The sequence below is a fragment of the Fulvivirga sp. AWR4_260 genome (genome assembly GCF_056158185.1).
Window position 1 is genome coordinate 378,556 of record NZ_JBSWSU010000015.1, and the last position, 24,430, is coordinate 402,985.

Below are 24,430 nucleotides of genomic sequence, written 5' to 3' on the forward strand. Positions count from 1 at the left end.
GATCAGTAATTTGGTTTGAGTATTTCATATACTTCATTCATAATTTGGCACTGTTGGATTACGCTTAGTAGTTGCGTTACCTCTTTGCTAGTCATATACACCCCCATATAGCCTTTGCTGTTTTTTAACAAGGCTTTTGTTGTGCCAAAATGATTATAAGTAAAATCTGATGGCTTTAAGCTTTCTAGTATTTTTATGAAGGTAGCCAGCCCCCTTTTAGTGAACGACAGACAGCTGCAACCGAAAATGATAGTATAGGATTTACAACCGGTACACCACCTGATACTGATAGGTGCTTCTTCTGCTAAAACGATCTGATTTTTTTGATTACACATAGTAGCATTGTTTGAGTTGTGCCTCATAAAGTTGCGATACTTTCTATCGCAGCTTTAGAGGACTTGTATCAGTATCTTTTGATTTTATTGATAGCATGTAAGGACTTACATATTAAAAGATCACTGTTTTTATTTAGACTTAATATAAATAATGCAATTATACATAGTACGACTTAGGCTGTCAATAGCTAATAGTAGCTATTTTAAAATAATAAAAGCGTTAAAAGCCCCAGTCTCCATTATCTGTTATAGCAGCTGATTAAGCGAGCAGGCAGTTATGGTTTTTTCGATGAGACCGTTTTCTCGCTATAGTTGTATTTAGCTGAATGTGAGTGCGATGTATCTTCAATTTTTGTATTAATATTTGAAATTAATCCTTTGAAATATTGACTGAAGTATATTCTTAGTGTATCCTTGTGTTAATTTAGACTTAATCTAAATAATGTAAAAGGTTAATATACTGTCATTTGAATATTTTAAAGAGAAGAAAAGCCGATGTTGCCATGCCTGATTTCAGAACAGAAATTGGTTTTAAGCAACTCTACAACCAGAGTATTGCAAAGCTTTTCTCTATTTGCTACAGTAGAATTAACAACCGGGAAGATGCCGAAGAGATTGTTCTTGATGTATTCAGGTCAGTTTGGGAAAGACGATACGCTATCTATGATGTTGATGGCTCTATTGAAGGTTATTTAGTTAGATCCGTTAAATTAAAGACCATAGATTATTATCGAAAACAATCACACAACACTCAGTCTATAGATGTGGAATTGGAAGAAGCATTTATTGGAGGAGAATGTACCGATGAAAATCTTAATTTTTTAGAACTTCAAGACAGGGTTTCTTTACTGGTAGATCAATTACCATTTATGTGTAAAAAAGTTTTTAAGATGAGTAGAGAAGACGGGTTCAGCAATAAAGAGATAGCTACCAAATTACTCATATCTGAGAAAACTGTAGAATCACATATGACTAAAGCATTGCGTCATTTAAGGAGAAACCTTGTTGCTTGCATTATAGCATTAACGTACTTCATCTAAAATTTTCTTTTTTTTTCATTTCCACTCAGGGGTCAGCTTGTTGTTTACGATTGTATGAATAGATCAAAGTATTTATACAATGAAAGTTACTTCGGCACTATTGCAGAAATATGTAAGCGGACAATGCACTGCGGATGAGATAAAGGAAGTGGAGCGCTGGTTGTCATCTAATGAAGATGATGCTGTGCTATCTGCAAAGGAAATAGGCGCTTCACCTGCAACTATCCAAACTAAGCTATATGCATCATTATTTGAAGAGTCTGTAGCTACAGTGCCGTTGTATAGAAAATTCATCCAATATGCAGCAGCTGCGTGTATCATTTTTGTGGCTTTTTTTGGAGGTAGGTTAACCGCTAATACTGCTACTGCTGATGCCATTAAAGAGAACCATCCCAAAGATCAGCTCTATATTTCGGGGGGTAAAGGAGCTAAGGGTAACTTGCCCGGAAACTCTTTTAAAATAGGGTTTGATGGCGTGCTCAGGTTATATAATAACTCTCATAATCAGAAAAGTATCCATGTTGGAAGTTCTACTTTTTTATTAGAACCTAACCAATTTTATTACCTCATAGGCTCAACCAAAGCCCCCAAACTTATAAATAACGATGATTATACAGATGATCAGTACCAAAGGAGTGTACTTGAGGGGGATTTTTCTATTTTAAGATTGGACAGCAAGTAAGTTGAAAAATAATCTGTTTTTTATAGCGCTGCTGTGTATTTCTTTTCAGGGAATGTCTCAAATAAGGGCTTCTCTAAATGGTAAAGTTACTGATGAACATTCGAATGTTCTTCCGGGCATATCTGTAGTGCTGAAGCCTTCGGGTAAGGGCATAGGTACCAATGCGAATGGTGAATATGAAATTAAAGACATAGCCCCTGGTCACTATTCACTGGCAGTTTCAGGAATAGGCTTCACACCACAAACTCTGGAGTTAGAGCTTGCAGAAGGTCAAAAACTTAGGTTAGATATAAAGCTAAAAGAGACTGCTACCGAAATAGATGAGGTAGTAGTAACAGCGCAATCTGAAAGTCAATTGTTGAGGCTTTCGGCCAAATCAGTGCAAGTACTGGAAACTCGTGATGTAAAAACAAAATCTGCGGACTTAGGAGCTGTGATGGCTAACATAGAAGGGGTAAGTGTTCAGCGTGCGGGTGGCCTGGGCTCTAATACGCGCTTTTCTCTCAATGGTCTTTCAGGTGATAAGGTTCGTTTTTTCTTCGATGGTATTCCTCTTAATTATACTCCATATGCTTTTGGTATAGCCAATGTACCGGTAAATATGATAGATAGGTTGGAGGTTTATAAGGGGGTAGTGCCTATACAGTTTGGAGCAGATGCACTTGGTGGTGCTGTTAACTTGGTGCCTCCTGATGTTTATGAAGGTTGGGCTGGTTCGGCTTCGTATCAGCTAGGTTCTTTCAATACTCACCGTGTAACGGGTAATATAAATTATGCCAATAGTCAATCCGGAGTATACATTGTAGCAGGCGGTTTTTATGATTATACAGATAATAACTACAAAATAGATGTAGCTATAGCTAATGACAAAGGACAACTAGAGCAGCAGAAGGTTAGGCGTTTTCATGATGGATATAAAGCCTATGGTGCTCATGTGAGACTGGGAGTTAAAGATAAAAAATGGGCCAAGAACCTCAGCGTTGAGGGCTATTATGGTAATTATGATAATGAAGTTCAAAACAGTCAGGCACCGGGACTGATTGACCTACCTAGTTTGGGAATAGAGAAAGCCGTGGCAAGTAACCCTTTCGGAGATGTGGAGTTTACCAGTTTTTCTGAAGGTGTTAACCTTAACTATAATGTAGATTTTACAGATGAGCTAGCGCTGGAACTAAAGGCCGGCTATAATTATAATGAAAGGGTGGCCATAGATACTAGTAGGTGTCTTTATAATTGGTTAGGTGAATGCGTTAGAATAAATAATGTAGCCGGTGAGTTTGGAGATGCAAACCACCTGATTACCATTAGTGAAAGTGCATATTTAAGGCAGCAGTTATCATATATTTTATCTGAGAATCATGCTGTTAAACTTACCATAGCACCTACATATAGCTACCGTTCTGGCGATGATTATTTGGTGGATGGCGTATATGATCCTGCATTAGCCCAAGGTTATTTGTTCGATTTGGTAACAGGGCTAGAATATACATTTAATGCAGTGAATGAGAAGCTGCAAAATATTGCTTTTGTTAAAAATTACAGGCAAAATATTCGTATAGAGTCCAATGATCCTAGTTTGGATCAGAAAGCTGTAGATAAACGTGCTGTTAGCCAATATGGTGCGGGTACTGGCCTTAGGTATCGTTGGTCAGGGCGCTTCACTACTAAGCTGAGTTATGAATATGCCTATCGCTTGCCTCGGCAAGATGAGATTTTTGGAGATGGGCAGCTGGTTGCCGAAAATCTTCAATTAAAGCCAGAAAACAGCCATAATATTAACCTTCAATGGAATTATGATAGTAAGCCTTTAGCAGCTTTGCAACTGCAGGGTAACTTCTTTATTCGTAAAATTAATGATCTAATATTTTTATTGGTAGATCAGGATGATTTAGGCTCTTACCAGAATGTGTGGAGTGCTACTTCGCAAGGTGTAGAACTTAGTGGTAAGTGGAGGGGGCTGCTAAAGGGGCTAACGCTTGGCGCCAATACTACTTATCAGCAGTATCACAATACCTCTAGTGAAGGGCCATTTGCTTCATTTGAAGATGACCGCATACCTAATACACCATATTTTTTTGCAAATGCCTCTGCTGATTATCAGATAAAAGATCTATGGGTAAAGAATGACCAGCTATCCCTTTTCTGGAATGCTCGCTATGTGCATCCTTTTTTTATAGGCTGGGAAAGTGCCGGTTTACAACAATCGAAATCGGAAGTGCCTCGGCAAATGATACACACCGTAGGAATCACTCACAAAACTATCATTAAGCAATTTCAAAATACGCTGACCCTTGAGGTTAATAACATAGGAAATGCTAAGGTTTTTGACCTTTTCGGAGTGCAGCGCCCTGGTAGGGCAGTTAATCTAAAAATGACAATACAATTCTAAATTTTAAATAAAAATGAACAAACTAAATAATATAATGAAAGGCGCTAAGCAATGGTCATGGATTTCGATGCTATTCTCGTTCATCATTTTCATAGGTATAACTTCTTGCAGCGATGATGACGATGGAGCTGAGGAAGTAAAAGAGAATGACCCGACCACAGCTTGGCTTTACGGGTACAGGCTTGAGACTCCAGAGGGTAGGGTGTACTATATGAGTGTACATGAAGAGATTCCAGAGAAGGCTGATGCTTCTACTGCCATAGAGTTGAGTTTTAATGCCCGTATTTATTCTTACGGAGAGCATCCTTTCACTTGGAATGGAGATGCTGCTACCATGACTAAATGGGATGTGAATAAAGCTACGCTAGATTTGTCTCCTAGTGGTATTATTAGCTTTGCAAACACTGGGCTATCCGGAGCTAACCTTGCCGAACCAATATTTCTGTCTGAAACACAGGCAATATACTCTAACTTAGCTGAGGGTGTAGTGGTGGACTGGAACCCAACTACCATGGAAATAACCAAAGTTTATGATGTAGAACCACTACCAACACCATTGCTAGATGGTATGGACTATAGCGAATGGACCAAAAATTTAAGTAATGGGAAGATTATTATTCCTATTAGAATGACTAGCCCGGACAACTGCTGCGAATACCCTGAAGAACAAGTGGGAGCTATGGTAGCTGTATTTGACCCAGCCACCGGAACAGTTGTTTACCATACAGATGATCGATTAATATCGGGTTATTATAAGTTGTTAACAGATGTAAGCAATGGAGCTATGTATGTTCAACCTAATAGAGATAACTCGTATATATCTCCTTATTTTGATGTAGAAGACTCAAACTTACCTGATCCATTTGCTTTGCTAAAATTAACCGCTGACGGGAGTTTTGACCCTGATTTTTATATTGACCTAGCAGAGGTGGTACCCATGTCATACTTTGGTATAGCTTCATTTGTTTCTGATAATAAATTAGTCTTTAACTATATAGATGATACCCATGAATGGCCAGCTTCTTATGACGATGCCAGCGGCAGTGTTTCAGGTGTGGTAAAACCGTCTGTAATGGTTGACCTAGAAACCTTGGAAGTGACACCTTTTACTGCTTTTTCTGAGTACGGAGGCGTAAATCCATTAGGCACAGTAGATGGTACTAACTATTATTGGGGCTATAGTTTCTGGGGGAATGGTTATGATGAAGACCATTTGATTGTCCAGAATTCCGCAAATAGCTTTACTGTAGTTTCATCTATAGAAGGTGGAGGATTTCAGCATATTAACAAGTTGTGGTAGTCTATCACAAATTTTAGTTGATTTAAAATGATTATTCAGCTATAAGGATGATGCATGTCTCCTAAAAAAATAATAGGGAAAGTACACCTCTGGCTCGGATTCACTTCTGGGCTGGTGGTTTTTATTCTTGGAATTACCGGAGCTATACTAGCTTTTGAAGACGAAATTAAAGCTATTGTATACGCTCATAAATTACAAGTGACTCCCGAAAAGTCGCAATCGCTCTTGAGTGAGAGCTTTCTCAAAGCTCAGCGTGCCCTTGGTGACACCATACCTATTGAGCGTATTCGTATTTCAAATGAGCCTTCGCATGCTTACATTTTCACACATTATACCGCTAACAAAAAAGCATCTGGCATTTGGTATGGGAGTGATGTTAAGCATTCTTATTGGGTGTATACTAATCCTTATAGCAGTGAAGTTATTGAAGTGGAAGATCATACCTTTGAGTTTTTTAGGGTGGTGGCAGTGCTACACTGGAGGTTGTTACTTATCAATGATATAGGCCAACCCATAGTAGGCATAGCTACTCTTATATTTTTCGTAATGCTTGTTTCTGGGATTATTTTATGGTGGCCTAAAAATAAGGCAGCCCGTAAGCAACGGCTGTGGTTCAGGTGGAAGTCAACTACAAACTGGAAACGGAAAAATTATGACATTCATAATGTGATAGGTTTTTATAGTACGTTCTTGGTGTTGTTTGTAGTTTTTACAGGTCTGGTGTGGGCATTCGATTGGTTTGAAGACAGTGTAAAGTGGATTGCTAATGGAGGTAAAAACATTAAAGCCAATAAATTAGAGGTGTATTCTACCCCGTCAAGAGAGGCTGTTGGTCACCCTGTAGATATTGTATATCATCAGATTAAAACTCGCTATCCACGGGCTATGAGCTATAGCATCAATATGCCAGATGACTCATTGGCACCTGTTAAAGCTTCGATATACTTTCATGAGCGTTATAAAAATTTATCATTACAATTTGATCAGTATGATGGCAAACAATTAGCCATTGCTCGATGGGAAGATAAAAGCAATGGCGACAAAATACGCGATTACAATAAAGACATTCATACTGGAGTTATTGGTGGGGTTGTAGGTAAAACCATTGCTTTCTTTTTAAGTGTTTTTGCCGCTAGCTTGCCGGTTACGGGCTTTTTTATCTGGTGGGGCAGAAGAAAGAAGAAAGCGGTGCCTACACCAACAAGGCTGAGTAAGACTAAACCAACTCGTAAGCCTAAGCCTTTGCTTACTAAGCAATAGGGAGCAGGCATTGGATCTATTAAATGTCTACTGGTTTACTTTGCGGATGTCAGTAGGAGTGTGACCGTATTTTTTTTTAAAAGCTACAGAAAAGTGGGATAGACTCTCAAAACCCAAATCAAGATATATATCTGCTGGCTTTAAATTCTTATGAGCCATTAAAACATAGGCCTCTTCTAATCTTTTTTTTACTAACCAACGGCTGGGCGTATCGTTATATGTTTTTTTGAAGTCTCTTTTAAATGCTGAAATACTGCGGCCTGTAAGAAAAGCAAACCGTTCTATTCCCACGTTGAATTTATAATTCTGGTTCATGAATGATTCGAGGTTAATTTTTTCGGGCTCCGCAAAATCAAAAAATATGCTACTGAGATGTGGTTCGTGTTTTAGTAGGATGATCAGCAACTCCTCATACTTTAATTTTTCAAAGGAAGGATCGAGTGACATAACACCTTTATAGTATGGGGCTAATGACTGAATAAAACTTTGCATCATGCCTATTTTACCTATGGAAACAAAAGCATCTTGGGTTTTAAGCGAAGCCATAGGCGGTACATGTTTTTGCTGAAATTCCCTTAAAAAAGGTTCTTCGAAACAAAAAAGTATAGGATGAAACTCTTCCTTAGTTTCTAACAATATGAACTTTGCTAATTGGTTTTTTCTGGCAATACAGCCTTCTCCGGCATTTAAAGTATATGTTTTGTTGCCATCAAAGAAGCTAATGCCCCCTTTGGTTACATAAATAAAAACATGGTCGGGTATAAACTGCTCTTTCAATAACCTTGACTGAGTATCTTTAGTAATGTCTCTCATTGTATTACTCCATATTTAATCATGCTTTTTAACGCGGCTTCAATCGCTTCTTCTTGCGATGAAATGGGGAGCCAGTCCAGTAGGCGTTTAGCTTTTGAGTTACTAATATTTCTATTAATATTCAAAAGAAGCGCTCCTTCTTTGGCCTTTTCATTAAACAAAGAGGCCATTTTTATAATCCAGTTCGGGATTTGCTTTCTAGGTACTTTTGAGCTTATCGCGGGCATATTTTTTCTAATCCATTCGGCTATTTCTGGCATAGTTATTTGGCTGTCAGCGCTAGCAATAAATCTATGGCCGTTTGCTTCAGGCATTGTCATAGCCTTGATATGTAGATCTGCCACGTCACGCACATCAATAATATTAAGAGGTATGTTTGGCACTGCTTTCAATGAACCATCGAGGAGATGTTGTAAAATAGAAAAACTACCTGAAACGTGCTGATTTAAAGCTGGACCAAGTATTGCTACTGGGTTGATAGTAGCGAATTCTACAGGGTAGTTGTTTTCTTCGATGTATTTCCATGCAGCTTGCTCAGCCAGCGTCTTGGATTTTTCATATACTGATAATCCTTTTATAGAGGTATCTGTCCAGTGTTTTTCTGTAGTTATTATATTGGTGTTGGTTTGGCTAAAGCCAATAGCACCAAAGTTAGAAGTCATAACTACACGTTTCACCTTCGCTATTTTTGCAAATTTAAGAATGCGCAGTATACCTTCAACGGCAGGTCTGGTAGCCTCTTTTTCATTCTTGGGCTTATCGAAAAATACCGGAGAGGCCACACTAAGTACGTAATCACATCCCGTCATGGCTTGTAGCCAGTTATCATCTTTAGTAAGCTCGGTGGTAACAAATGTTAAATTGCCCAACGATGAAATGCCATGGTTATTAAGGGTTTTAATGAGAATATGTTTTTTATTGATGTCACGCAAAGTTGCCTTTACTTTATAGCCCCTTTTTAATAGCTGATAAACTATTTGCATGCCCACAAAACCGGTTGCACCGGTAACTAATACGGTATTAGAATTTGCCATTGCTCTATGGTTTAATAAATATCAATGCAAATATCAGGGGCGTGAGGTATTTCTGTTTTAGTAGGCAGTCCATTCTAACTTTACTGAGAGGTCCATAGATGGTAAAGGGAGAATACCTGAAAAGCTACAGGTTTAACCTGAAATTATACCTGAATGAGGAGGAGAGCTCGGTGTTACTTTGCAGTATGTTCAACGAGAAAAAATATAATTTTGACATGAAACGTATAATTAAGTCAATTAGCCTTAGTGGATTGCTTTTAAGTATAGGGTTTTCCTTTGCTTTGGCGCAGCAAGCTCCTGAATTAGTAGACCAGGCAGGTTATTATAACATGTGGGTAGGGAATATAAAGGTTATAGCATTAAACGATGGCACGCTAGGTATGCCTGCCGATGAGCTATTGATAGGTATAGAACCTAAAAAAGTAGAGAATATGCTAAGAGAAAATTTTCTCTCTTTGCCTTTAGAAAATTCTATTAATGCTTTTTTGATTCAAAGGAATGATAAGTTGATATTGGTGGATGCCGGTACTGCTGGTTTTTTTGGACCAACACTAGGTAAGGTTTCAGCTAGCATACAGCATGCTGGATATTCGCCAGCAGATATAGATGCAGTGCTAATAACGCATTTGCATCCTGATCACTCCGGAGGTTTATTAATTAATGGTAAGAGGGCTTTTCCTAATGCTACGGTGTATTTACATCAAGATGAGTTAGATTTTTGGATGGACGAAAGCCTTACAGAAAAGGCAGAAGGCAATATGAAGTATTTTTTTACTACTGCTCAGCAATCGATGAAGCCTTATTTACAAGCAGGGCAGGTAAAAACCTTCACAGGAGAACAAGAGGTGTTGCCAGGTGTCATGGCTATTCCTGCAGCAGGGCATACTCCAGGACATACTTTTTATAGTCTACAGAGCCATGGCGAACAAATGCTATTTGTGGGTGACATCATACATGTACCTGCCGTACAATTAGTAAAGCCAGAGGTGACTATTCAGTATGATGTAGACACTAAAACGGCTGCCAGCATCAGAAAACAGGCTATGGATGCAGCAGCAAAGGGTGGTTATTGGTTGGCTATTGATCATATGCCATTTCCCGGAATCGGACATTTAAAAAGTGCGGGAGCAGGGTATCAATGGTTTCCTGTAAATTATAGTACCTATAAATAAATGAACGTTCACCTCATGTTATGAGTATAATAAATGGCATGAGGTGAATTTTATTATAAATACAAGAAAAGAGTAATGCTGGTAGAACAAGTAAAAGAAACGTTTGATATATCTATTATAGAGTCAGATAATTGGCAAAACCCATTGCACAGGCATAATTTTTTTGAGCTTATATACGTAGAAAGTGGCAGTGTAAAGCAGCAAATCAATAATAATGCTAAGGAATACCAAAAAGGAAACGTTTTTTTGCTAACACCTGAAGATTCTCATGCATTATATATTACGGCTCCGTCAAAATTGTATTTCATCAAATTTAATCAGCTTTTCTTTAGAGAGCAGAAATGCCAAGGTGATTATGAACAACTGCAAGAGTGGCTGAAAAAGCTAGAGTACGTACTACATAATAGAAATAAATACTGTGGAGCCTTGGTGAGAAATGATGGCGACAAGCAGTATATGCGCACTTTAATTAATTTAATGATAACTGAGCATATTAATAGAGAGGCATATTATAAAGACAATTTAAAAAACCATATACTCACCCTACTTAATATTATCGTGCGCAATGTGGAAAATGAGCAAATGGAAACATTGGCCACTCGGCAGACTAATAATGTGCATTACATAAAAATCATGAATTACATTCAGGCCAATATTTATGAAAGTGATAGACTAACGCATACTCATTTGGCCGATCAGTTTAATATGTCTAAAACATATATAGGTGAATATTTTAAGAAACATACAGGAGATAATCTTTCGCAATATATTATAAAATATAAGCTTAAGTTAGCCAAAACTCGCCTTCAGTGGAGTGACCTCTCTATAAGTGAAATAGCTGACGAACTTGGTTTTACTGATGAGAGCCATTTTAGCCGATCTTTCAAAAAGTATTTGAATTTAAGCCCAAAGCGGTATAGGGTCAACCATACTACTTAGCATGATTTAAAAGCTGAAGAAAAGAAAGTTAATAAACTTTCACTTTAGTGAAAAATGGGAGCTTTCTTTTTGTAAAACTTTGCTTCATAAATAAAATTAAAAATTATGGAGCTTTCATCTATTGGCATATTTCATACAATAATCGGCATAGTAGCGCTGATATCTGCAATTATTTCATACATCAAGTTTGGTAAAATAGAGCTCTCTAACTTGGTAGGTAGGGTATATTTTTATGGAACGGTGATAACGTCCCTTTCATCTTTGGCTCTTGTAAAACATGGTACATTGAACCCGGGACACATAGCTTCATTGTTCATTGTTTTTCTCTTGCTGGTGGCATTTGTGCTGCATTATAAGCTGGCACAAAATAAAAGTGCACGCTACTTTGAAAACTTTATTTTATCATTCACTTTTTTCTTTTCTTGGGTGCCTACTATCAACGAAACTTTCACCAGAATGCCAGCAGGGCATCCCCTGGCTCAAGACATAAGTGACCCTATTATAAAAAATACACTGCTATTATTTTTTCTACTCTTTATTATTGGTTCAGTATATCAATTTCTAGCTCAGCGTAAGGCCAATAGATTGATAGAATCATAATAGATTAACTATAAATTTTGTTAGCTTTTTTTGGGTTGGGTCAGCACTTAGTCGAGAGCTGACCTTACTTTTGTTATTGAAAATAGCCTAAAATATTTCTTCCTATCCATCAAGTTGAATACGGCATTCTATTATAATCCTACTTTATAGAAATTTTAGCCGCATCAACCCAGTCAATACAAATGCATGTCTGGCAGTTATGAGTTAAACTTATCTCATGTCCGCAGTTATCAAAATCACCGTTTTGCCATTAACCCAATTAGTATAATCTTATGATAAATGCTAAGCAGCGAGGTGGGAGATAAATAAAAACGATCTTACTTGGAATGATCGTTCCGTTTAATTACGTTTACGGAATAATCATTCCAAAATAATTTAGATCATAAAAAAATGGAAAAACTAAAAGATAAAATAGCTGTAATTACCGGTGGAAGCACAGGAATTGGGTTTGCGACTGCTGAAGAGTTTATTAATCAGGGAGCTAAGGTGGTAATAACAGGTAGAAATAAGGATACCCTTGATGCTGCCGTGCAAAAGCTAGGTAAAAATGCGCTGGGTATAAAAGCTGATGCCTCTATATTAGATGATACCGAAAACTTGGTTGAGCGGGTAAAAGCAGAATTAGGCTTGGTAGATATACTTTTTGTAAATGCAGGTGTAGCACAACAAGAGCCCGTAGGGTCAATAACAGCGCCTGTTTTTGATGAGCTAATGAGCATTAATTTTAAAGGTGCCGTATTTACAACAGAAAAATTTATTCCAATTTTAAAAGATGGAGCTTCTATTATTCACATGACATCAATTAGCGCATTTGCATATGTTGCTGGCACGTCTATTTATGGAGCCAGTAAAGCTGCATTAACTGCATATAGTAAATCCGTTTCATTAGAATTAGCCGACAGAAAAATTAGAGTGAATACTGTGGCTCCTGCTATGACGGAAACGGAAATCATCTACCGTGGGCAGTTTGCAAGTGAAGAGATACATGATTACATAAGAAGTAAAATGCCTTTTCAAAGGTATGGGAAGCCTGCGGAAGTAGCCAAATTGGTGACATTTTTAGCTTCAGATGATGCCTCATTTATTTCTGGAGCTGAGCACGTAATTGATAGCGGAAGTAGTGTAAATGCACCACTTAGAGACTAACTTTTTTTTGTGTTAACTTGGAACAATCGTTCCAAGTTAACTACCTTTAGCCTATATCTTATACTAAGGAAAGTGATATGGCAAGAAGTAAGGTGTTTGACGAACAGCAGGTGCTTGAAAAGGCGATGAAATTATTCTGGCAAAAGGGCTATAATGCTACTTCTGCGCAAGATTTGGTAGAAGGTTTAGGTATAAGCAGATCTAGCATGTATGACACCTTTGGAGATAAACACTCGCTATATGTGAGTGCCCTTAAACAGTACCGCAAAGAGCGCATAGATCCATATTTAAACGGTGTAGATAGTGCTGAAGACATTGAAGAATATATTAAATCAGTATTTTTTGCATCTATAAATGATGTGCTTAATGAAGAGCATGTTAAGGGCTGTTTTATGGTAAATTCGGCTATAGAATTGGCTACGGCAGATAGTGAGGTGGCGAACATTGCCTACAGCATTATGCGTGATACGGAAAATGCTTTAATCAAGGCCATAGAAAAAGGTCAGCAACAAGGCGTATTTACTAAAAAACAATCTTCTAGGGCTTTGGCTCGCTTTATATTTAATGCACTAAACGGTATAAGAGTAACAGTAAAGTTAGCGGATGATAAAGTGTTATTAGAGGAAATAGTAGCTGTTAACTTACAGGCTTTAAAAGACTAGCCTCTATACCTGTTCTTTATTACTTATTATTTTCATAATGACCAGATGGCGAAAATCCAAAATGCTTTTTATATGCATATGAAAAGTGCGATAGGTTTTCAAAGCCAGCTTCTAGGTATACTTCAATTGGTTTTCGCTGGTTGGTACTTATTTGATAATGAGCAAACTCCAATCTTTTTTGTGTGAGCCACTTTTGAGGAGAGGTATTATAAATTTTTTTAAAATCACGCTTAAAAGTTGTAAGACTTCTGCCTGTGAGGTAGCCAAACTTTTCTGTGGTAAGATTAAACATATAGTTCTTCTCCATAAATTCTGCCAAGTTGATTTTTCCGGGTTCAGAAAAATCTGCCAATATGAAATTTACGTTACTGTTTAATGTTCTCAATATATTGACAGCTTCTTCTATTTTAAGGCTGATGATTTTTTCTGGAATGGCTTTTTGTAGTTCAAAATAAGGCATTAGAGAGGCGAAAAAGCTTTCTAATAGCGCATGTTGTTTAAAAGTATTAATACTAGGCTTTTGAGTATTTGATAGTTTTATCTCCTCCTGACTATATATTTGTTTTAACCGATCAGTAGTAAGCGTAATTAATATCACCTTACAAAAATCTCCATTTTTAGCTGATTTAATTACCGTGGCTAATTGATGCCTTGGTATTAAAAGTGTGTCGCCTGCATTATAACTATGGGTTTTATCAGCCTGTATCACCTTCATGTCGCCAGAGATTACTCGTGCCAAAGTATGGTGTTCAAATACTATTTCATGCTTAAAATATTTCTCTTCTATGCATGACATAACTATCTCTGCATATTGGTTTTGTTGCATCTTGGGCATAATCCTACAAGTTTAAATACTACAGTAAGGAGGAGTTTCAAAATACCTCACTGTAGTATTATTAGTGGAGCAAAGGTCTATATAACTATACGTAATGGCTATCCTAAAAAGTCCATTTCGGCTGCACTAATTTTGATATTGGCTGCTTTTATATTTTCTTCCAAGTGGGCAATAGATGTAGTGCCGGGTATTGGTAAAATTATATCTGATTTGTGCAGTAACCATGCAATGTTCACTTGAGCCACACTAACGCCTTTTTCAGTTGCTAGTTGCTTTAGCTTGTTCTGTTCTGCAGGAAGTGCCGTTTCAAGTGAAAAAAATGGTATAAATGGAATTTTTAGTTCTTCGCAAAGCGGTAGCACTTCTCCTCCTTGCATTTTAAAAGGATTGTCAGGATCGGTCAGCCTCTGAGAGTAACCATAAAGATTTTCTACACTGGCTATATCACAAATTTTGCGGGCTTTGTTGAATTGTTCAACACTTGCATTAGAAAGTCCGATGTGTTGAATTTTTCCTTCTTTTTGCATGTCAGCCATCACACCCAGTGAATTTTCATAATCTTCTTGGCTGTGTGCTGATTGACCAAAGTGCACTAGTTGGAGCTGTTCTAACTTCAGCTCTTTTAAGTTGTTTTCTATGCTTTTTCTAAGTTCTTCCGGTTGGCCGTAAGGTTGCCAACTTTTATCACTTCCTCTTTTTGCTCCTACTTTTGTGGCTATAATTACTTCACTTTTATAGGGAGATAAAGCTTCTGCCAAAAGCCTGTTGGTTACACCAGGGCCATAAAAATCTGCAGTGTCAAAAAAATTAACACCTAGCTCTACAGCTCTTCTTAGTAGTGCAATGGCTCCCTGCCGATCTTTAGGTTCACCCCAAATATCGGGACCTGTAAGTCTCATGGTGCCGTACCCAAGTCTTTTTACTTCTATAGGAGTGCTAGTATCTGCTCCAATGATAATTGATTGCTTCATGATCTATCTTTTTCACAAAAGTACCGTGGGTATTGGCTCGCATGGTTTGTTGAAGAGACCGAATTAGGTTTGTTCAGGAGGCCATTTTTGAATATAAATAACCTTGATTAAACTTATTTCATGCTTCTGTTGAGTATCACTCTAAGCTTTTGCAATGCTTCAGTTATACCTTCTACTCCAGCAGCTTCTTGCTCGCTAACCCATGCATCTTGGATGGCCTCATAGTCTGTGGCTTCTTTAAAAGCATTAACTTCTTGGCGGCTTAGTTCTCTTACAGTAGTGCCTAGTTCTTTAAGTTCATCTATTTGTTCATTATAGCTCATATCCATTCTCTTGCCTAAAAGTTTATAAGAGTAAAATGCAGCTCTTTTAATGGCATCCTGATCTCTTTTCTCAAGTGAATTCCATGTTTCTTTGTTAATGGCTACCATATAAAGGTGACCTAACCACAGGTTTTTAGACATGAGGAGATGTGGAGCATGTTCGTATAGCCTTAAGTTGTAACCGCTATCAACATTAACCATAATACCGTCTAAGGTACCATCGGCCAATGCATCATAAACTTCTTGTCCCCAATGCATTCTTACAGGTATTGCACCTACATTTTTCAAAAAATCTAAATGCCAGAAACTTGCAGATCTCCATCTCCCATCTTTTAAACCATTGAGACCTGTCATAGGATCACGGCTATAAAAACCTACAGGGTAGCCTGTGCCTAAGAATATTTGTACAATGTTGTTTTTGTCTAATTCTTGGTCAAATTGCGGTACATGAGCAAAAACATTTCTGAAGAAAGAAACTTGCTTTGCACCAGAAGGGCCAACGGGGAAACTTTTGAATAATTGGTGAATAGGCAGTTCAGCAGCAGTATATTCAGGAACTACTGTAGCTATATCCGTTTTATCACCTGCGCTTACGGCTCCCAAAGCATCATATGCAATAGCTATTTCACCATCCCAGTGCGCTTCAATTTTTAATCTGCCCTGAGATTCGTGTTCTATTGCAGGGAAGAAAATTTCCTTTAGAAATTTAGTGCGCATTCCTTCTAAAGGTTGATGGTCAGAGTAAATAAGCACTTTCTGTGCTAACGCAGGTTGAAGAGATGACATACCTAATGTAAGCAACAGAAAGCCTAAGAATGGTATGGATTTGAATTCCGTTTTTTTAAATGCTATCATAAAATTTATAGTAATTAATTGTGTAAAGGGGGTTAATTCATCTTTAAAAGCTGATTACTCATTGGGCATACCTCTCCCGTTTTCACTAAAAGTGAATGTTTGGTTTTGAGTAAAAAGGGTGATTATTAGTTAAAAGATTGCCGAAATTTAAGGGGCGAATATTGTGTCTTGGCTTTGAATAACTTACTGAAAGACTGAGAATGTTCGAAGCCTAATTCTATGGCTATTTCGCCTATAGACAAATCGGTAGTCGTTAGTTTAATTTTAGCAGCATTAATGATAGTATCATGAATGTGCTGTTGAGTGCTTTTCCCAGTGAGCGTTTTTAATAATCGGCTGAGGTAGTTTGAAGAAATATTAAGCGTATCAGAAAGGTATTTTACCGTAGGGATGCCTTCTTCCATTATCTGAGGGCTTTTAATATAAGCCTCCAGCACCTCTTCGAGCTGGTTGATAATAATGTGGCTGCTTTTTTTACGTGTTAAGAACTGTCGTTGATAGTACCTGTCTGCATAAATCAGAAACGACTCCAACTGTGCAATAATCAAATTTTGGCTAAAAGCATCTATGTTAGTACTGTATTCAGTAATAATAGTGTCTTTAATATTTTTTAAGGTATTTTCTTCTTTATCCGAAAGGAATAAAGCCTCGTTTACCGAGTAATTAAAAAACTCGAAGTCTTTTATACTTTTTGCTAATGGAGTATTCCATAGAAAATCGGGGTGAAAAAGTATTAAAAAACCTGATAAGTTAGTGTTGAGGTTGACATCGAAAGAAAATACCTGCCCTGGACCAATGAAAGATAATACACCCTCATCAAAATCATACTCTTGCTGTCCGTATTTCATTTTGCCTTTGAATCCTCGTTTTAGAGCAATGGCGTACAGATCGAAAATGTAGGAAATCTTTTTTTCATGGGTAGGATTTTTAATAGTGGTAAAGTCAATTACGCTTATCAGTGGGTGATCTGGAGTAGGAAGCCCTTTTAATTTATGATATTGAGAAACGGTTTTAATTCTATTGATTGCTGGATTTCTCATGAGTATGACTTTAACTTCTAAACGCCTCTGTTATTTTACATGTACCTTCTTATAGATTATAACTTAAATCATTTTATATGATGGTAGCAGATTTCTATAATACAAATCTAGATATGCTACAGGTATAATTTGTGACCAAATCTGCCTTTGTTGTAGTCAAAATTTAAAACTTTGTTAAGGATCTCAATGGACTCCAGAGGCTAATTTTTACTTTCTAAACGAGACCATAACATTGTAGAAAAGTAATTAATGCCGGTTTTGATGCAATTTTCATCTAATGCGAAGCTGGGAGAGTGTGGAAATGCAATAATTCCTTTTTGAAAATCTGATCCGCCCAAAAGGAAGTAAACACTAGGAACTTGCTCTTGAAAATAGGCGAAATCATCTCCTCTGCCATCTGGGATTACGCCATATAGCATAACCGCTTTGTCTGCGCCATATATGGTAGACATGCTTTTGATGGTTGATGCAGCTAATTTAGCATCATTATTAATATTGCCTCTATCTTTAGAAAAAGCTAGTATTTCAGAGCCATAATTGATGTCCATCAACAGTTTTGCATACTCAGAGTCACCAATTTTACTTTGTAGCATTTGCGGAATTGAATCAATTAAGCCCTTGTTACTTGCACTTACATAAGTGCTGATAATCAATTCATTTTTCTTAGTGGTGGTCTTTATTTTTGAATCTACAGTAATATAATTTTTAAAGATGGTATTGGGGTTTCCGATACCAATGTTCGGATCCATAAGATTACGAGTATCCCAAAATTTACTGTCAGCGCTTACATTTTGTAATCCTATTAATGTCTTTTGAATATAATTTTCTAATGCTTTATTGTCTTTATCTTTCGTAAATATGAGATTGATTTTTTTATAATCAGCGTACAAGTATTGTGGTTTGGTGGCTACTACGTTAGAAGGCATGGGAGAGATATGTGCGGCATAAATTTCTTCAGGTTCAATGATATCGAATAAATTGTCGGCTATCATGGCTTTTGCTCCCAGATAGTTTTCTTCTGATGGCTGAAAAATGAAATAAATAGTACCTTTCAACTGCTCTTTTTGAGTGGCTAAAACATTGGCTAAGCCTAAGCCAATAACAGTGTGGACATCATGTCCGCAAAAGTGGGCAACACCTTCAATAGTTGAAGCAAAAGGTGTTGATTCTATATAGTTGACAGGAATGGCGTCAATGTCAGCACGCCAAGCAATCTTTTTGCCTGGCTTTTTGCCTTTTAATATACCCACTACTCCATAGCCACCTATTCCTGTTTTCACCTCTAAACCCAACTTTTGCAGGTAGCCTGTAATTAAGGCAGAAGTGGCTTTTTCTTGCCCACTTAGCTCAGGGTGTTGATGAAGCACTCTTCTTATGCTTACCAGACTATCAAAAATAGCATCGGTATTTTTCTGGAATGTACGGGTCTCATTAGTGGAGTATTGGCCATATGCATTGATAGAAAACAATGCCAGATAGAATAAACTGGTCCACTTAACAAGAGCATGAAATTTGGTTTGCATTAGGTAGGGTGATTTATGAATTTGATAACTGTATGTTTACTTGGACCAATTGTGTTGTTCAAACCGATTCGTCCTTATTTCTATAATTAAGTGTTTGCAAAGGGTTTTGATTAAACTATTTATACTATGGCTTGAGGTGAAGCACTTTGATTAAAGTAATGATAATTAGTGTTTTATCAAAATTTTATATTCATATTTTAATAAGTTGAAAAGTGTTGGCTTATGTTTTTGCTGCTTCGCTTAGAGATTCTGCTGAGTGTTGTTCATGCTGTTAATGGAAAGTAGCTGGCTGTTCTACTGAAATAAAACAGCCAGTTACGTTATTGATTTAATGTATTCATAAACTTCTCTGGATATCTTAAGCCCGAAACTATACCTGAAGGCATAATCTCTTCTAATTTTTCTAACTCATCAGCAGATAGTTGTACGGATGTTGCCGCTACGTTTTCTTCTAAATATTTAATTCTTTTTGTACCAGGTATGGTAATAATATCTTCACCTTGTGCTAAAACCCACGCAATGGCCAACTGAGAAGTACTGCAGTTTTTAAGCTTGGCAAGCTCCGCGAGTTTTTCCACTAGCAGCACATTCTTGTTGAAGTTTTCTTCTTGAAAACGAGGCATAAAAGCCCTGGCGTCTTTTATATCTTCTGTTGTTTTAAATTGACCTGTTAGAAAGCCTCTGCTCAGTGGAGAGTAAGCCACCAAGCCAATGCCTAATTCACGAATGGTGGGTAATATTTCCTTTTCTATGTCTCTGGACCATAGCGAATATTCGGTCTGTATAGAAGTGATTGTGGCTGTTGCTGCAGCGCGTCTTATACTTTGAGCAGAAGCTTCTGATAAACCTATATATCTCACCAGACCATTTTGGACTAAATCAGCTAGTGCACCTACCGATTCTTCTATAGGAATTTCTGGATCTATACGTGCAAGACTGTAAAGGTCTATAAAGTCAGTTTTTAGGCGCTGTAAACTTTGTAGCACTGCATTTTTGATGTATTCGGGGCGCCCACAAATTGGTCCGGGTATAGTCTTGCCATCAGCATTAGAAGATAATAACTGACCTGTTCTTACTGCAATAAAGGCGTTATCTCTTCGGCCCCTTATAGCTTTGCCGATGAGCATTTCATTGTGCCCGGCTAAATAATGGTCTGAAGTATCAATATAATTATTGCCTAGTTCTAAGGCTCTTTGAATGGTCGCTATCGAATTTTTGTCATTGCTAGAGCCATATGCGCCAGACATGCCCATGCAACCTAAACCTACTGCGGATACTGCGGGCCCGTTTTTTCCTAATATTCTGTTCATCACTTAGATTATTTGTTTAATCAAAGTTGATAATCAGTGGGTCAGAATTGCCGGACAAAACGGATTAATACCCTGATAAATCCTGAATAAAGGAGGGGATGCTTTGTCCTGTAGATTTTTTGAAAAGCCTTGAAAAGTATTCTGGGTCGTTATAACCTAGCTTAAAGGCTAATTCTTTTATTGATGTACATTCATTATAATAAAGTAGTCTTTTTGCTTCTAAAATGAGTCTGTTAGAGATGAATTCTTTTGGTGATAGGCCTGAGAATTGTTTAACCAAGTAATATAAACTATTGGTGTTAAGCCCTAAGGATGTAGCTATTTCCTGAATAGATGGCTGATCAGTAAGAGTAGCTTCAATATGCTGTTTAAACCTGATATATTCGGAGAGCTTTGTGCTCGTAGGATTTTTTTCTGAATCGAAGTAAGCTATATTAATTTCTGATAAAAGGCTGTTCAGGTATGGTAAAATCAGTTCGGGGTCTGTGTCAGTGGAAGTCAATAAGCTGGACAGTGATTCAAAAATGGATGTAATGCGTTTAACTATTGCGGGTGTAAGTTTTAATTTTTGGTTGTTATAGGGATTGAGCAAAAACGGAAAATGCTTGGGTAATAATGATAAGCAGTGATCATCAAATCCAATTTTAAAGTAGTTGGTATCATGCCTTGCAGTTGGCAATTGGTGAATTTGGTGAGGCACTATGAATAGGAGTTCATTGGCCAGAATGCTATAATTTTGTAAATCTACCCTTTGAGAACTTTGCCCTTCTAACATTAACAAAATGAAGTAGTATGGTTTTCTATGCGTAAGTCCGTAATTACTCTTTATTTGCTGTGGGACATGACCAAACGTGGGAGAAATTAACCTGATGGCTAGTTTTTCATTCTGAGATATTTCTTTCAGAGAAGTAGGCGAGATTGGCATTTTTAACTTCTGATATTAAGCTTAAGTTGCCTTAAATCTAATAGATTAAATTACAACAACACAGCATATAGGGCTGTGTTGTTGTTCGTCACTATTATTGATTTATTGTATTCATAAAACCTCTTATTTTTTCAATAATTTCTTCAGCACATTCTTCTAATGCAAAATGGCCGGTATCATAGATGTTATAGTCTATGTTTTTGATGTCCTTTTTAAAAGCATTAGCACCGCTTTCAGGGAAATATTCATCGTTTTTACCCCACACAATTAATAATGGAGGCTGATGTTCTCTGAGGTATTCATGCCATTTTGGGTAGAGCTTAAGGTTGTTTTGGTAATCATAAAATAAGTCAAGGTTGATCTTATGTGCACCTGGTCGTGACATTTTCAAGAAGTCCAAATTCCATGTATCGGGGTTCACATTTTCAGCATTTCTGGTGCCATGGGTGTACTGCCAGCGTAGACCATCTAGAGAAAATACGGGTAGTAATGCTGCTTCTGTACTTGCATTACGGTCTGCCCAAAAAGTTTTTACATCCTTCCAAGCTGGCCCTATACCTTCTTCATATGCATTTCCATTTTGGTTAATTATTCCGGTAATTCTTTCAGGGTGGGCTGTTGCTATTCTGAAGCCTACAGGAGAACCATAGTCTTGAATCATAATGGCGTACGATTTTAGCTCTTGCTGTTCCAAAAACGAATCAATCACTTTGGCGATGTTATCAAAAGAGTATTCGAAATCATTTGGCGAAGGGAAATCGCTATTTCCAAAACCAGGGTAGTCCGGAGCTATTAAATGATAATCGTCAGCTAACTGAGTTAATACTTTTCTGTACTGGTGTGATGAAGATGGAAAACCGTGTAACAAAACTATTGTGGGGTTTTTCTTATCTCCAGCTTCTCTGTAAGCGATATTGATTCCTTCAACATTGCTGTTTTTATATTTTATAGTTGTCATATTTATAAATATTTATTATTTACGGAACGATCGGTAAAATTAATAATCAAATTTTTTTAATGCGATGAATAACGGTCTTCAATGTTTTGCATTGCCTGTTTAAATACATTCAAATCATTCATTCCTTTGCACACGATAAGGCTCCCTTGGATTTCTACCAAAGCTTGTGTTGCATATTTGCTGGCAAGGTTTTCTTCTAAGCCAAAAGCTAATCCTAGTTGATGAAATTTATCTATCCAGCTTTGCATGCCTTCATTAATCTGATTTTCGAAGAGTTCTAATCCGCTTTGCATAGACAGTGCACGGAAGAGACACACATTATTACCGTGGTCATAAAAAGTGCTTATATTCTCTAATGCTATTTTCAACCTTATTTTTGGACTATTTTCTTCATTAAGCAATTCAAAAAAGATATGCTCTTCCACCCAGGCAGAAACATACTCTAAGACCATAGCAGCCATTTCTTGCTTGCCTTTTGGAAAACGGTGGTATAAGCTGGCTTTTTTAAGACCTGTAGCGGCAGCGAGTTCTTGCAAGCTGGCTCCTTCATAACCTTGGTTGCGAAAAACTTTGGTTAATCCTTCAAAAACGTCTGTGTCTAAAACTTTTTGTGGTCTCATGCATCAATGTTAGGGTTAAGAAATATAATTACCAAACGATCGGTAAAATATTTTAAATAATAACTCAGCAAGTTTCGGATTTTATTACTGTGCATGTCAAGCGAATTTTGTAATATAAATTTTAAGATAATGGAAACGCAGGAGAACATAAGCTTTAATAGAATAGCTACTGCCATTGAGTATCTAAGAACTCATTTTAAGCAGCAGCCAGATTTGAATGAGGTGGCTGAAAAAGTCCATTTGAGTCCTTCTCACTTTCAACGGCTTTTTACCGAATGGGCTGGTACCAGCCCCAAGAAATTTTTACAATACATCAGTTTAGAACATGCTAAAGGCATTTTAAAACAGCAGGAGGGGGCAACTTTGTTTGATGCTACTTACGAAACTGGCCTTTCGAGTACCAGCCGGTTGCACGATCTATTTATAAATATAGAAGGCATGACTCCGGCTGAGTATAAAAATGGAGGCAAAAGCCTTGCTATTAATTACAGTTGGGCAGAAAGCCCTTTTGGTAATTTATTGGTGGCCTCTACGCATAAGGGCATTTGTCATATGGCTTTTCATGATGGTGAGGATGATGCATTGCAGGTATTACAATCCAAATTTCCTAATGCTACTTTTTCTAAAAAATTAGATTTGATGCAGCAAAATGCATTATTCATTTTTCAAAAAGATTGGAGCCAATTATCTAAAGTGAAATTACACCTTAAAGGCACGGATTTTCAATTAAAAGTGTGGGAGAGTTTATTGAAGATTCCAATGGGACAATTATCCACTTACGGAAGAATAGCCCAGCAAATAGGCAACACAAAAGCATCACGAGCGGTAGGGACGGCCATTGGGAGCAATCCGGTTGCCTTTTTAATTCCTTGCCATAGGGTAATACAGTCTTCAGGAGTATTTGGTGGTTATATGTGGGGACCGACCAGAAAGGCCGCAATTATAGGTTGGGAAGGAGCCAAAGTAGCGCAGTAATGGAGAATATGAACTGGAAAGTGAATGCTGTGGACTGGAAGTCTGTGGCATCAGATATGAATGCTAATGGTTATGCGATATTGCCTGGGTTTTTATCAGAAGAGGAATGTGAGGTACTTAAAACGTTTTATACTGATACGCATCTTTACAGGAAAATAGTGCCTATGGAAAGGTATAGGTTTGGTCGCGGTGAGTATAAGTATTTCAAATATCCTTTGCCCGATTGTATTGATACTATACGAAGAAATGTATATCCTTTTTTGGCTCCTATTGCTAATGTATGGATGAATGTACTCAATATTGATAAGGAATTTCCGAGTAGCTATGAGCAACTGCAGGCCGATTGTCATGCAAATGGACAAATGAAACCGACTCCTTTGATTTTAAAATATGGAGAGGGAGGCTATAATACGTTGCATCAAGATTTGTACGGAGAGGTTTATTTCCCCATCCAAACGCTTGCGGTGCTTAGTGATAGAGATAAGGATTTTACAGGTGGTGAGTTTGTAATGACAGAACAGGTGCCCAGAGCACAATCTAAGGCCATAGTGTTGAAACCCAATAAAGGTGATTTGGTAATTTTTACTACTAATTTTCGACCTGTAAAAGGTGCTAGAGGATATTATAGAGTAACAATGAAACACGGAGTCAGTAAAGTAGAATCAGGAGAAAGGTATGCTATGGGTGTTATTTTTCATGATGCTATGAGTTAATGTTTTTTAT

Annotated in this window: 24 protein-coding genes; 12 read left to right on the plus strand and 12 right to left on the minus strand. The window is 37.4% G+C overall.

Annotated elements, in window-relative coordinates; translation table 11 throughout:
* Positions 1-2: 2 nt before the first annotated feature.
* Entirely contained in the window at positions 3-335 is a 333-nt protein-coding gene (locus ACXACQ_RS08135; protein ID WP_474975433.1) for a hypothetical protein, read from the minus strand.
* Between the two features lie 467 nt (positions 336-802).
* On the opposite strand from ACXACQ_RS08135, the gene ACXACQ_RS08140 reads away from it, so the two are divergent.
* The 5 genes from ACXACQ_RS08140 to ACXACQ_RS08160 all read left to right on the plus strand — a co-directional run bounded on the left by ACXACQ_RS08140 (position 803) and on the right by ACXACQ_RS08160 (position 7,006).
* Positions 803-1,375 carry an RNA polymerase sigma-70 factor gene (locus tag ACXACQ_RS08140; RefSeq protein ID WP_474975434.1) on the plus strand — a complete coding sequence of 191 codons (573 nt, stop codon included), beginning with the start codon at positions 803-805 and terminating at the stop codon, positions 1,373-1,375.
* A gap of 79 nt (positions 1,376-1,454) precedes the next feature.
* Positions 1,455-2,057, plus strand: a complete 603-nt coding sequence (locus ACXACQ_RS08145) for a hypothetical protein (protein ID WP_474975435.1) — start codon at positions 1,455-1,457, stop codon at positions 2,055-2,057.
* 52 nt (positions 2,058-2,109) lie between these two features.
* Positions 2,110-4,446, plus strand: coding sequence for a TonB-dependent receptor (locus ACXACQ_RS08150; RefSeq protein WP_474975436.1), 2,337 nt, complete (start codon positions 2,110-2,112; stop codon positions 4,444-4,446).
* A gap of 13 nt (positions 4,447-4,459) precedes the next feature.
* Entirely contained in the window at positions 4,460-5,746 is a 1,287-nt protein-coding gene (locus ACXACQ_RS08155; protein WP_474975437.1) for a hypothetical protein, read from the plus strand.
* Positions 5,747-5,800: 54 nt separating this feature from the next.
* Positions 5,801-7,006 (plus strand): PepSY-associated TM helix domain-containing protein, encoded by a 1,206-nt coding sequence (locus tag ACXACQ_RS08160; RefSeq protein ID WP_474975438.1) that lies wholly within the window; start codon positions 5,801-5,803, stop codon positions 7,004-7,006.
* Between the two features lie 27 nt (positions 7,007-7,033).
* Here the strand turns inward: ACXACQ_RS08160 and ACXACQ_RS08165 are convergent, their stop codons facing one another.
* Positions 7,034-7,819 (minus strand): helix-turn-helix domain-containing protein, encoded by a 786-nt coding sequence (locus ACXACQ_RS08165; protein WP_474975439.1) that lies wholly within the window; start codon positions 7,817-7,819, stop codon positions 7,034-7,036.
* Positions 7,816-8,853: an SDR family oxidoreductase gene (locus ACXACQ_RS08170; RefSeq protein ID WP_474975440.1), complete on the minus strand. Its 1,038-nt coding sequence runs from the start codon at positions 8,851-8,853 to the stop codon at positions 7,816-7,818. Before ACXACQ_RS08170 ends, ACXACQ_RS08165 begins: the two co-directional genes overlap by 4 nt.
* Positions 8,854-9,068: 215 nt before the next feature.
* Between ACXACQ_RS08170 and ACXACQ_RS08175 the strand changes: the two genes are divergently transcribed.
* From ACXACQ_RS08175 to ACXACQ_RS08195, 5 genes are all read left to right on the plus strand, one after another.
* Positions 9,069-10,025 (plus strand): MBL fold metallo-hydrolase, encoded by a 957-nt coding sequence (locus ACXACQ_RS08175; RefSeq protein WP_474975441.1) that lies wholly within the window; start codon positions 9,069-9,071, stop codon positions 10,023-10,025.
* A gap of 75 nt (positions 10,026-10,100) precedes the next feature.
* The gene (locus ACXACQ_RS08180) at positions 10,101-10,964 is read left to right on the plus strand and encodes an AraC family transcriptional regulator (RefSeq protein ID WP_474975442.1); all 864 of its coding nucleotides are present in this window, start codon (positions 10,101-10,103) and stop codon (positions 10,962-10,964) included.
* A gap of 105 nt (positions 10,965-11,069) precedes the next feature.
* Positions 11,070-11,564, plus strand: a complete 495-nt coding sequence (locus ACXACQ_RS08185) for a hypothetical protein (protein WP_474975443.1) — start codon at positions 11,070-11,072, stop codon at positions 11,562-11,564.
* 390 nt (positions 11,565-11,954) lie between these two features.
* Positions 11,955-12,710: an SDR family NAD(P)-dependent oxidoreductase gene (locus ACXACQ_RS08190; RefSeq protein ID WP_474975444.1), complete on the plus strand. Its 756-nt coding sequence runs from the start codon at positions 11,955-11,957 to the stop codon at positions 12,708-12,710.
* A 77-nt stretch (positions 12,711-12,787) separates the two neighbouring features.
* On the plus strand, positions 12,788-13,372 hold the full coding sequence (locus tag ACXACQ_RS08195; RefSeq protein ID WP_474975445.1) for a TetR/AcrR family transcriptional regulator: 585 nt from the start codon (positions 12,788-12,790) through the stop codon (positions 13,370-13,372).
* 19 nt (positions 13,373-13,391) lie between these two features.
* Here the strand turns inward: ACXACQ_RS08195 and ACXACQ_RS08200 are convergent, their stop codons facing one another.
* From ACXACQ_RS08200 to ACXACQ_RS08240, 9 genes are all read right to left on the minus strand, one after another.
* The gene (locus ACXACQ_RS08200) at positions 13,392-14,207 is read right to left on the minus strand and encodes an AraC family transcriptional regulator (RefSeq protein WP_474975446.1); all 816 of its coding nucleotides are present in this window, start codon (positions 14,205-14,207) and stop codon (positions 13,392-13,394) included.
* A 98-nt stretch (positions 14,208-14,305) separates the two neighbouring features.
* Positions 14,306-15,178 carry an aldo/keto reductase gene (locus ACXACQ_RS08205; protein WP_474975447.1) on the minus strand — a complete coding sequence of 291 codons (873 nt, stop codon included), beginning with the start codon at positions 15,176-15,178 and terminating at the stop codon, positions 14,306-14,308.
* A 113-nt stretch (positions 15,179-15,291) separates the two neighbouring features.
* The gene (dctP, locus tag ACXACQ_RS08210) at positions 15,292-16,356 is read right to left on the minus strand and encodes a TRAP transporter substrate-binding protein DctP (RefSeq protein WP_474975448.1); all 1,065 of its coding nucleotides are present in this window, start codon (positions 16,354-16,356) and stop codon (positions 15,292-15,294) included.
* A gap of 125 nt (positions 16,357-16,481) precedes the next feature.
* Positions 16,482-17,396 carry a helix-turn-helix domain-containing protein gene (locus ACXACQ_RS08215; RefSeq protein WP_474975449.1) on the minus strand — a complete coding sequence of 305 codons (915 nt, stop codon included), beginning with the start codon at positions 17,394-17,396 and terminating at the stop codon, positions 16,482-16,484.
* 200 nt (positions 17,397-17,596) lie between these two features.
* Positions 17,597-18,919, minus strand: coding sequence for a M20 metallopeptidase family protein (locus ACXACQ_RS08220; RefSeq protein WP_474975450.1), 1,323 nt, complete (start codon positions 18,917-18,919; stop codon positions 17,597-17,599).
* Positions 18,920-19,239: 320 nt separating this feature from the next.
* On the minus strand, positions 19,240-20,229 hold the full coding sequence (locus tag ACXACQ_RS08225; protein ID WP_474975451.1) for an aldo/keto reductase: 990 nt from the start codon (positions 20,227-20,229) through the stop codon (positions 19,240-19,242).
* Between the two features lie 64 nt (positions 20,230-20,293).
* Positions 20,294-21,154, minus strand: a complete 861-nt coding sequence (locus ACXACQ_RS08230) for a helix-turn-helix domain-containing protein (protein WP_474975452.1) — start codon at positions 21,152-21,154, stop codon at positions 20,294-20,296.
* A gap of 94 nt (positions 21,155-21,248) precedes the next feature.
* Positions 21,249-22,112, minus strand: a complete 864-nt coding sequence (locus tag ACXACQ_RS08235; protein ID WP_474975453.1) for an alpha/beta fold hydrolase — start codon at positions 22,110-22,112, stop codon at positions 21,249-21,251.
* A 56-nt stretch (positions 22,113-22,168) separates the two neighbouring features.
* Positions 22,169-22,732 carry a TetR/AcrR family transcriptional regulator gene (locus tag ACXACQ_RS08240; protein WP_474975454.1) on the minus strand — a complete coding sequence of 188 codons (564 nt, stop codon included), beginning with the start codon at positions 22,730-22,732 and terminating at the stop codon, positions 22,169-22,171.
* 129 nt (positions 22,733-22,861) lie between these two features.
* Between ACXACQ_RS08240 and ACXACQ_RS08245 the strand changes: the two genes are divergently transcribed.
* Both ACXACQ_RS08245 and ACXACQ_RS08250 read left to right on the plus strand, forming a co-directional pair.
* Positions 22,862-23,707, plus strand: coding sequence for a methylated-DNA--[protein]-cysteine S-methyltransferase (locus ACXACQ_RS08245; RefSeq protein WP_474975455.1), 846 nt, complete (start codon positions 22,862-22,864; stop codon positions 23,705-23,707).
* On the plus strand, positions 23,707-24,420 hold the full coding sequence (locus tag ACXACQ_RS08250) for a 2OG-Fe(II) oxygenase (protein WP_474975456.1): 714 nt from the start codon (positions 23,707-23,709) through the stop codon (positions 24,418-24,420). The genes ACXACQ_RS08245 and ACXACQ_RS08250 overlap by 1 nt, the downstream gene beginning before the upstream one ends.
* The last annotated feature ends 10 nt before the right edge of the window (positions 24,421-24,430 follow it).

Coding starts and splice junctions, on each gene's coding strand:
- ACXACQ_RS08135 (WP_474975433.1), bottom strand. CDS start 335: ATGTGTAATCAAAAAAATCAGATCGTTTTAGCAGAAGAAGCACCTATC.
- ACXACQ_RS08145 (WP_474975435.1), top strand. CDS start 1,455: ATGAAAGTTACTTCGGCACTATTGCAGAAATATGTAAGCGGACAATGC.
- ACXACQ_RS08150 (WP_474975436.1), top strand. CDS start 2,110: ATGTCTCAAATAAGGGCTTCTCTAAATGGTAAAGTTACTGATGAACAT.
- ACXACQ_RS08155 (WP_474975437.1), top strand. CDS start 4,460: ATGAACAAACTAAATAATATAATGAAAGGCGCTAAGCAATGGTCATGG.
- ACXACQ_RS08160 (WP_474975438.1), top strand. CDS start 5,801: ATGTCTCCTAAAAAAATAATAGGGAAAGTACACCTCTGGCTCGGATTC.
- ACXACQ_RS08165 (WP_474975439.1), bottom strand. CDS start 7,819: ATGAGAGACATTACTAAAGATACTCAGTCAAGGTTATTGAAAGAGCAG.
- ACXACQ_RS08170 (WP_474975440.1), bottom strand. CDS start 8,853: ATGGCAAATTCTAATACCGTATTAGTTACCGGTGCAACCGGTTTTGTG.
- ACXACQ_RS08175 (WP_474975441.1), top strand. CDS start 9,069: ATGAAACGTATAATTAAGTCAATTAGCCTTAGTGGATTGCTTTTAAGT.
- ACXACQ_RS08180 (WP_474975442.1), top strand. CDS start 10,101: ATGCTGGTAGAACAAGTAAAAGAAACGTTTGATATATCTATTATAGAG.
- ACXACQ_RS08185 (WP_474975443.1), top strand. CDS start 11,070: ATGGAGCTTTCATCTATTGGCATATTTCATACAATAATCGGCATAGTA.
- ACXACQ_RS08190 (WP_474975444.1), top strand. CDS start 11,955: ATGGAAAAACTAAAAGATAAAATAGCTGTAATTACCGGTGGAAGCACA.
- ACXACQ_RS08195 (WP_474975445.1), top strand. CDS start 12,788: ATGGCAAGAAGTAAGGTGTTTGACGAACAGCAGGTGCTTGAAAAGGCG.
- ACXACQ_RS08200 (WP_474975446.1), bottom strand. CDS start 14,207: ATGCCCAAGATGCAACAAAACCAATATGCAGAGATAGTTATGTCATGC.
- ACXACQ_RS08205 (WP_474975447.1), bottom strand. CDS start 15,178: ATGAAGCAATCAATTATCATTGGAGCAGATACTAGCACTCCTATAGAA.
- dctP (WP_474975448.1), bottom strand. CDS start 16,356: ATGATAGCATTTAAAAAAACGGAATTCAAATCCATACCATTCTTAGGC.
- ACXACQ_RS08215 (WP_474975449.1), bottom strand. CDS start 17,396: ATGAGAAATCCAGCAATCAATAGAATTAAAACCGTTTCTCAATATCAT.
- ACXACQ_RS08220 (WP_474975450.1), bottom strand. CDS start 18,919: ATGCAAACCAAATTTCATGCTCTTGTTAAGTGGACCAGTTTATTCTAT.
- ACXACQ_RS08225 (WP_474975451.1), bottom strand. CDS start 20,229: ATGAACAGAATATTAGGAAAAAACGGGCCCGCAGTATCCGCAGTAGGT.
- ACXACQ_RS08230 (WP_474975452.1), bottom strand. CDS start 21,154: ATGCCAATCTCGCCTACTTCTCTGAAAGAAATATCTCAGAATGAAAAA.
- ACXACQ_RS08235 (WP_474975453.1), bottom strand. CDS start 22,112: ATGACAACTATAAAATATAAAAACAGCAATGTTGAAGGAATCAATATC.
- ACXACQ_RS08240 (WP_474975454.1), bottom strand. CDS start 22,732: ATGAGACCACAAAAAGTTTTAGACACAGACGTTTTTGAAGGATTAACC.
- ACXACQ_RS08245 (WP_474975455.1), top strand. CDS start 22,862: ATGGAAACGCAGGAGAACATAAGCTTTAATAGAATAGCTACTGCCATT.
- ACXACQ_RS08250 (WP_474975456.1), top strand. CDS start 23,707: ATGGAGAATATGAACTGGAAAGTGAATGCTGTGGACTGGAAGTCTGTG.